The 7,096-nt window shown below is 64.4% G+C and carries 3 protein-coding genes; 1 reads left to right on the top strand and 2 read right to left on the bottom strand.

Translation table 11 applies throughout. The annotated features are described in order from the left end of the window. On the bottom strand, positions 1-334 hold a 334-nt coding region (locus tag ACFOTD_RS06925; protein WP_378117046.1), incomplete at its 3' end, for a hypothetical protein. Between the two features lie 162 nt (positions 335-496). On the opposite strand from ACFOTD_RS06925, the gene ACFOTD_RS06920 reads away from it, so the two are divergent. Next, positions 497-2,455: a GTP-binding protein gene (locus ACFOTD_RS06920; RefSeq protein WP_378117080.1), complete on the top strand. Its 1,959-nt coding sequence runs from the start codon at positions 497-499 to the stop codon at positions 2,453-2,455. Between the two features lie 55 nt (positions 2,456-2,510). Here ACFOTD_RS06920 and ACFOTD_RS06915 read toward each other — a convergent pair whose 3' ends face one another. Beyond that, a complete protein-coding gene (locus ACFOTD_RS06915) occupies positions 2,511-6,854 on the bottom strand; it encodes a DUF7507 domain-containing protein (protein ID WP_378117044.1) in 4,344 nt (1,447 codons plus the stop codon). Between the last annotated feature and the right edge of the window lie 242 nt (positions 6,855-7,096).

The raw sequence follows: 7,096 nt of genomic DNA, 5'->3' as shown, positions 1-7,096 counted from the left end.
GCACCCGCACCCGCACCTGCACCTGCACCCGCACCCGCACCCGCACCCGCACCCGCATCCGCACCCGCACCCGCACCCGCACCCGCACCCGCACCCGCACCCGCACCCGCACCCGCACCCGCACCCGCACCCGCATCCGCACCCGCACCCGCACCCGCACCCGCACCTGCACCTGCACCTGCACCCGCACCCGCACCCGCACCCGCACCCGCATCCGCACCCGCACCCGCACCCGCACCCGCACCCGCACCCGCACCTGCACCTGCACCCGCACCCGCACCCGCACCCGCATCCGCACCCGCACCCGCACCCGCACCCGCACCTGCACCTGCAACCTCTGAACCCTCACCAACCCATACTGCCTGCTTGATGAAGCCACCCCATCTTAAGGGCCGAAAAACAGTAGACGCGCCAGGCGAAACTGTTCTCGTTCAGGGCGATTATGTTTTAATGGGAGTAGCGGTTTGGCTGGAATGAGCGACGGAAGAGGGAGCACATCATGCGGAAGACGATCGGTCTGTTCGCCCACGTAGATGCGGGGAAGACGACCTTTGCGGAACAGATGCTTTACCATACGAACAGCATCCGGGCGCGGGGCAGGGTCGATCACAAGGATGCTTACCTGGACAGCCACGAGATCGAGCGGGCGCGTGGGATTACGGTTTTTGCGGATCAGGCGGTCTTGTCTTATGAAGGCGCGACTTATTATTTGATCGATACGCCGGGGCACGTCGACTTCTCGCCGGAGATGGAGCGGGCCGTGCTCGTTATGGACTACGCGATCGTCATCGTCAGCGCGGCGGAGGGCGTCCAGGGGCATACCGAGACCGTCTGGCAGCTGCTGCGCAAGCATGGCGTGCCGACGTTTTTTTTCATTAATAAGACGGACCGGGTCGGCGCCGACGCGGAAGGCGTTCTTGCGGAGATCCGCATGCACCTCACGCCGGACGCGGTGTCGATTGGAGCGTGCGTGACGGCGGACGGCGTCGTCGGCGAATCGCTGCGGGAGCGCCTCGCGGAGCGGGACGAAGCCTTGCTGGAGGCGTACCTGGAGGGGCGCGAGGATCCGGCGTTTTGGCTGGAGGCGCTGCGGACGCTGATTCGCGAAGGCCGGCTCTTCCCTTGCGCGAGCGGCTCCGCGCTGCAGGATGCGGGCGTGGCGGAATTTCTGGCGCAGCTGCACCTGTTGACGACAGCCGATTATGATGAGGCGGCGCCGTTTGGCGGGCGGGTCTACAAGATTCGCCACGATGCGAACGGCGTGCGGCTGACCTTCATCAAGGTGCTGAGCGGCACGCTTCAAGTGCGCGACGAGCTGGCTTATGAGAGCGGCGGCGTCCGGTACGCGGAAAAGGTTACGCGTATGCTGACGTTCAACGGGAGCCGATCGCATACCGTGGACCGGGCGGCTGCGGGCGATCTGATCGCGGTCACCGGACTGTCCGCTGCCGAGGCTGGCCAGGGGGTCGGCGTCTATACGGACAAGCACACTTACGAAATGGTGCCGACGCTGCAGTCCAGCGTGATCTTCCCCGCGTCGCTGAACGTCAAGGACGTGCTGCGCGCTTTTCAGATGCTCAACGCCGAAGATCCGTCCCTGAACGTCGTCTGGGAGGAGAGCCTTCAGGAGATTCATCTGCACGTCATGGGCCTGATCCAGCTTGAAGTGCTGGAGCAGGTGGCGAAGGAGCGCTTCGGGATGGACATCTCCTTCGGGCCTCCGGAGATCCTCTATAAAGAGACGATCCGTGCGGCCGTCAACGGATACGGACACTTCGAGCCGCTGCGGCACTACGCCGAGGTGCATCTGCTGCTCGAGCCAGGGGAGCGGGACAGCGGGCTTGCGTTCGCGAGCGTCTGTTATCCCAACGACTTCAGCACGGGCAACCAGAATCTCGTGAGGACGCATCTCTATGAGCGGGAGCACCACGGCCTTTTGACGGGCATGCCGGTCACCGACCTCAAGATAACGCTGCTGCGGGGCGCTGCGCACAACGAGCATACGCACGGCGGCGACTTCCGGGAGGCGGCCTTCCGGGCGCTGCGGCAGGGGTTGGAGAAGGCGGAGAACGTGCTGCTCGAGCCCTATTACGATTTTAAAATCAAAGTGGGCATCGACGAAATGGGCCGAGTGCTGTCCGACATTCAGCGCGCCAGCGGGCAGTTCGAGCCGCCGGATACGTCAGCTGGGCATGCGATCGTCGTCGGCCGGGCGCCGGTGGCGACTTTTATGGACTACGCGACGGAGCTGGCGTCCTTCACGCACGGCCGGGGCAGCATCCGCTGCGTCTTCGGCGGCTACGGCGAGTGTCACAATGCGCAGGAGGTCATCGATCGGAAAGGCTACAGGAAGGACGCGGATCCGCTGTACACGTCCTCCTCGATATTTTGCGCGAAGGGGAGCGGTTATACGGTGCCGTGGCAGGAGGCGGAGGCGAAGATGCACTTGTTGTAGCTGCCTGGATCATACGAGAGCCGCCGGGGAGCTTCCCGGCGGCTGTATTTATGGGCTATTCCTCGTCCTCGGCGATCACCAGGATGGATGCGGATGCATGTTTCGGACCGGCGTTGTCCGCGCGTCCGACGACAGGGCTCTGGATGACGATGTCTTCGTCGGTCTCCGGCGCGACGAACGGGAAGGTCGCGCGGATGACCGCGCCGACCGGCAGCCGCTCGGTACGGAATACGACGTTCAGCAAGGATGCCGCGAATCTGAAGTTGAGGAGGTCGACGTTGCCTGTATTATGGACCGTGATGGTGAAAAACACGGTCTCGCCGCCGCGAACGACGGGCTTGTCGACCGTCTCCAAGATCGTGAAGTCGGCGATCGTGAACGTCGTAACGGAGGCAGGCGCCTGCTCGAACGGCGTTTCGTTGGAGAACGCGGTCGCGATGCTTGCGAACACTTCGCCGCCCGTCGACTCGGGCGGGATGACGAAAGGTCGGACGAACGCCCGACTCTCCCCCGGCGCGAGCGAGGGAATCGTCGTGCTGAAGCCCGTCAGGCTCTCGAACACTCTCACATGCGTCAGCGTGAACGCGGACGTATTCGTGACGGTTACGGTGAAGTAGACTGTGGTACCGGGCGGCGCGATCGGACGATTGACGACATTGGTCAGGGCGAGCGCAAAATGGGGCAGCGCGATGATGACCTGCGCCTCGCTCTCGACCGGGTTGGCCTGCGGCGACGTGACGAGCACCCGATTGTCGACGATCGTGCCTTGCAACGTGTTCGGCGGAACCGCATAGATGAATTCAACGATCGCTTGCTCGCCGGCCGCCAGCGCCGGGATGCGCCGCTGCGTGCCGGTCAGCGAGTCCCGCACGACGATATCGCTCGCCGTCGCGCCGCCGATATTCTCGACGCGGACGGCGTAGACGATCGTGCCGCCGGGCGCGGCGACCGTGCTCGTCGCGAGCTTGGTCGCGCGCAGCTCGGTGCCCGTCAGCATCGCATAGACGATGAGCTCCGCCGAGACGCTCTGCGACGGCGTCTGCGCCGAGCCCGCGGTGAAGACGTTGCGGATGATTGTGCCTTCCGGTACGCCGGGCACCGTATACGGCACGGTCCGGACGGCGGTCTCGCCGGGCTGCAGCACGGGAATCGTCTCAGCGAACCCGAGCGTTGGATCGGCGAGCGCCACTTGCGTCTGCGGCGCATCCGTCGTGTTGGTGACGCTGAGCGTGTACAGCACGGTCTCGCCCGCCAACGCGACCCCGGGCTCGACGCGCTTGGCCAGCGCGAGGCGCGCGCCGACGACGGTGACGACGGCCTCGGCCTGCGCCGTCCCGGCCTCGGCCGATTCGGCGACGAACACGTTCTCGATGCGCGAGCCGATCGCCGCGTCTGCCGGCAGGACGTAGGACACGATCTCCGCGTGACTCTCGCCGACCCCGAGTCCGGGCACGAACAGGTCGAACCCGAGCAGCGCGTCCGCGAGACGGATCGGTCCGAGCGGCACGTTGCCCGGGTTGGCGACGATCAGCTCGTATTGGATCGTGTCGCCGGGGGAGGCGGTCTGCCGGCTCGGAATCTTGGCGATACCCAGCAGGGGGACGGGCAGCACCTTCAACGCTGCGCTGGCCTCGGATGGCCCCGTCTGATCGGAGACGGCCGTCGCGGTATTGAAGTAGGTCTTGGGCGGCGTCTCGAGCGGGATGAGAAACGGGACTTCGATCGGCACGCGCTGTCCGGGCGCGATCGTGCCGATGGTCGTGTCGAGGCCGAGCGTCGGATCCGTGACGCGGACGCCGGTGAGCGTCGCTGTGCCGCGGTTGACAGCTATCAGCGTGAAGCTCACGGTCGTGCCGGGCGCGGTCTCGGCCCGGTCCGCCAGCTTTTCCAGCGCCAGCAGCGGCAGCGGGAGCACCTCGACGGTGACGCCGACGGTCAGGGGCGGCAGGCCGTCGACGACGGTCGTGGCCGTATTGACGATCAAAGTGCCGGCAGGCGTCGACCCGGGAATGAGATAAGGAAAATCGGCGGTCACCGTCGCCCCCGCAGGGATACGGTCGATGACTGTGTCGATGCCGAGCAGCGGGTCGGTGACATGCACGTTGACGAGATCGACATTGCCGTCGTTGGCGGTCGTCAGCGTGAAGACGACGGCTTCGCCGGGCAGCGCAAGCTTTTTGTCGACCGTTTTGACGACCTGCAGCGACGGCGAGGTCGCGACGATGACGTCGGCCACGGCCTTAAGCGACTCCGGAACGGCAGCGTTGGAGACCGTCACGACGTTGGTGACGATGCCGGGCGGCGTTCCGGGCGGGATTTTATAAGGGTATGCCCGGACGAACGAAGCCAGCGGTTCGAGCGATGGTATCGTGAAGCGAAGTCCGAGCAGCGGGTCGTCCACGAGGATGTCGACGAGGCCGAGCGTGCCGGTGTTGACGACTTCGATCGTGAACGTGACGGTCTCGCCCGGAGCGGCAGTGGAGCGATCCGAAAACTTGACGAGCGACAGGCCGGGAACCGGCGTACAGTGACAAGCGACGATCGGCGTATGAAAATGCAAGGTTTTTGCCGGCGCCGAATAGTCGATGACCGGCTCCGCGCTCTGCAAGTGGGCCGGCTCGGCGTATTCGATGTAGGTCAGGTCGTCGATGTTCGTATGAATGCGGTCGCCTGTCGCGAAGGCGTTGGATTGCAGACGATAGGTCAAGGCGACGAGCGTCCGGCTCCTTGGCGAGAGCAGGCCGAGCGGCATGACGCCGAGATCGAGGGCGATCGAGCCGTCCGGCAGGACGGCTGCGTCGCTCACGTCGGGCAGCAGCGGCGCCTTGAGATATACGGTGAAGTCGGGGTCCGAGGGATCGACGACGTCGGGCTGGTTCGGCGACTTCAGCAGCAGCCCGTTGCGCACGCCGCTTATATGGATCGAGCCCGGGATATAGGAGAAGAGCGCCGTATTGATCCGGTCGCGCAGGACGACGCGGCAGCCTGCGGCGAGCACGAACAAATCCTGTACCAACGTCTCCAGCAGCGCTTCGATCTGGGCGGCCGGGTCGCTCGTATTCGCTTCCCTGAAGAAGGAGGGCGCGGATACGGTGCTCTCTAGCAGCTCGAGAACGTCCTGCCTGTCGTACGGTCCGGGGGTCTGCGCCTCGATGTTGATGCCCAGGCCGAAGAGCGAGACGTTGCCGTCGGCGGGATCCTTGAGTCTCGCAGCGATGCCCAGTTGCCGGTCGGCCGCCAGAGCGATCTCCGCGAACGTCGACGAGCGGTTCGAGATCTCGCTGACGAGCGTCGGGAGCGTTTGCTGCAGCTGTACGAAGTATTTCCAGGCCTGGCCGGGCGCGTCGGGAAAAAACGCCGCGTCGGTATCGCCGGGAGCCGCTACGGCGTCGGGATATTGCGGATTGATCGACCGATTCGCCTGGCCGTCCGTGATCAGGATCGCCGCGCGGCGGCGGATGTCGCCGGACTGGGCGAATCCCGGCGTCCGAAAGAGCTGGTACGCGGCCTGGATGCCCGCCTCCGTATTCGTGTCTTCCCCGTACGGGATCGCCCAGACGAGATTTTGCAGGATGGTGTTGCCCGCGTATCCTGTCGGATTGATGCTATAGGTCAGCTCCGTCGGCGTCAGCGGGATGCCCGCCGCGACCGCTTTAATCTGGTTGTTGGCGTAGGTCGGTTCCGCAGGGCTGTATACGGTGACGATATAGTCGGCGAGGACGGTGTCCGGCAGCGGATTGCCCGCCGCATCGTAGATATCGCTATATCGAATCTTGTAGTAATTATAGTAGCTGTACAAGCTCAACTGCGCGCTGGCGGCGCGGGGCACGGTCTGGGCTTCGAACGCGTCGAGCGCGGAGGCGCTGACGTTGGATTGGTTGCGGTAGCCGAGGATCTGTCCGATATAATAGCCGGGCAGGCCCGAGCTTCGCTTCCAGGCGAACAGCGTGCCCGGGTAATCGTAGGACAAGCCGGTACCGCTCGCGTTCGGCTGAAATGCGGTTCTGGCGTAGGGGACGATCGTGACGGTCGTGTCCCGGTTGACGGCCCACATCTGATTGATCGTCGAGACGATGGCCCGCTTGGCCTGCACGAACTTCGTGCTGCCGCCCGTCATCATGCTCGACGTAACGTCCAGCACGAAGACGACGTCGAGCGGGTGGGAAGGATAGTATTCGAAGGTGGCGGCCCCCGAATCCACTTCAAGCGTTACCGTCGCTACGCAGTCGCATTCCTCGGACGATTCAAGCGTCGCTCCCTTGGAGATTCGCAGCAGGTCCGTATATGCAACCGTGCCTCCCGCTCCCTGATTTAACGCGGCGTCGAATAACACGGAGCTTCCCGAGCCGATCCAGTAACCCGGCGCCGCGGGATCGTCCGTCGGCCGCACGTTGTCCATCGATCATCCCTCCTCCAATCGATTGCATCGGAATAACCTATTCGCTCGCCTGGAAGTCCTATGACAAGGGCGGGGCAAGCTTTTTCCGCGGAATATGAAACCATACCGCCCGCTGCGCCGTACAAACTCAGGATCGCGCTTCGCCGCAATCTTGTGCCGCATATCCGCATATCGACTCCGAAGGGGAGTAGCTGCCACAATAAAGTCGTCAATACGAGAGCTTGCTCTCCGGCTTTATTGGC

Origin of the sequence: Cohnella sp. GCM10012308 (assembly GCF_042649185.1) — a bacterium.
In the GTDB taxonomy this organism is placed as follows: Bacteria; Bacillota; Bacilli; order Paenibacillales; family Paenibacillaceae; genus Cohnella.
The sequence above is the reverse complement of the archived record's forward strand: the minus strand, read 5'-3'. Positions and strand labels throughout refer to the sequence as shown.

Excerpts from the sequence above, each read along its gene's own strand:
- ACFOTD_RS06915 (WP_378117044.1), bottom strand. The coding sequence starts at position 6,854 with ATGGACAACGTGCGGCCGACGGACGATCCCGCGGCGCCGGGTTACTGG.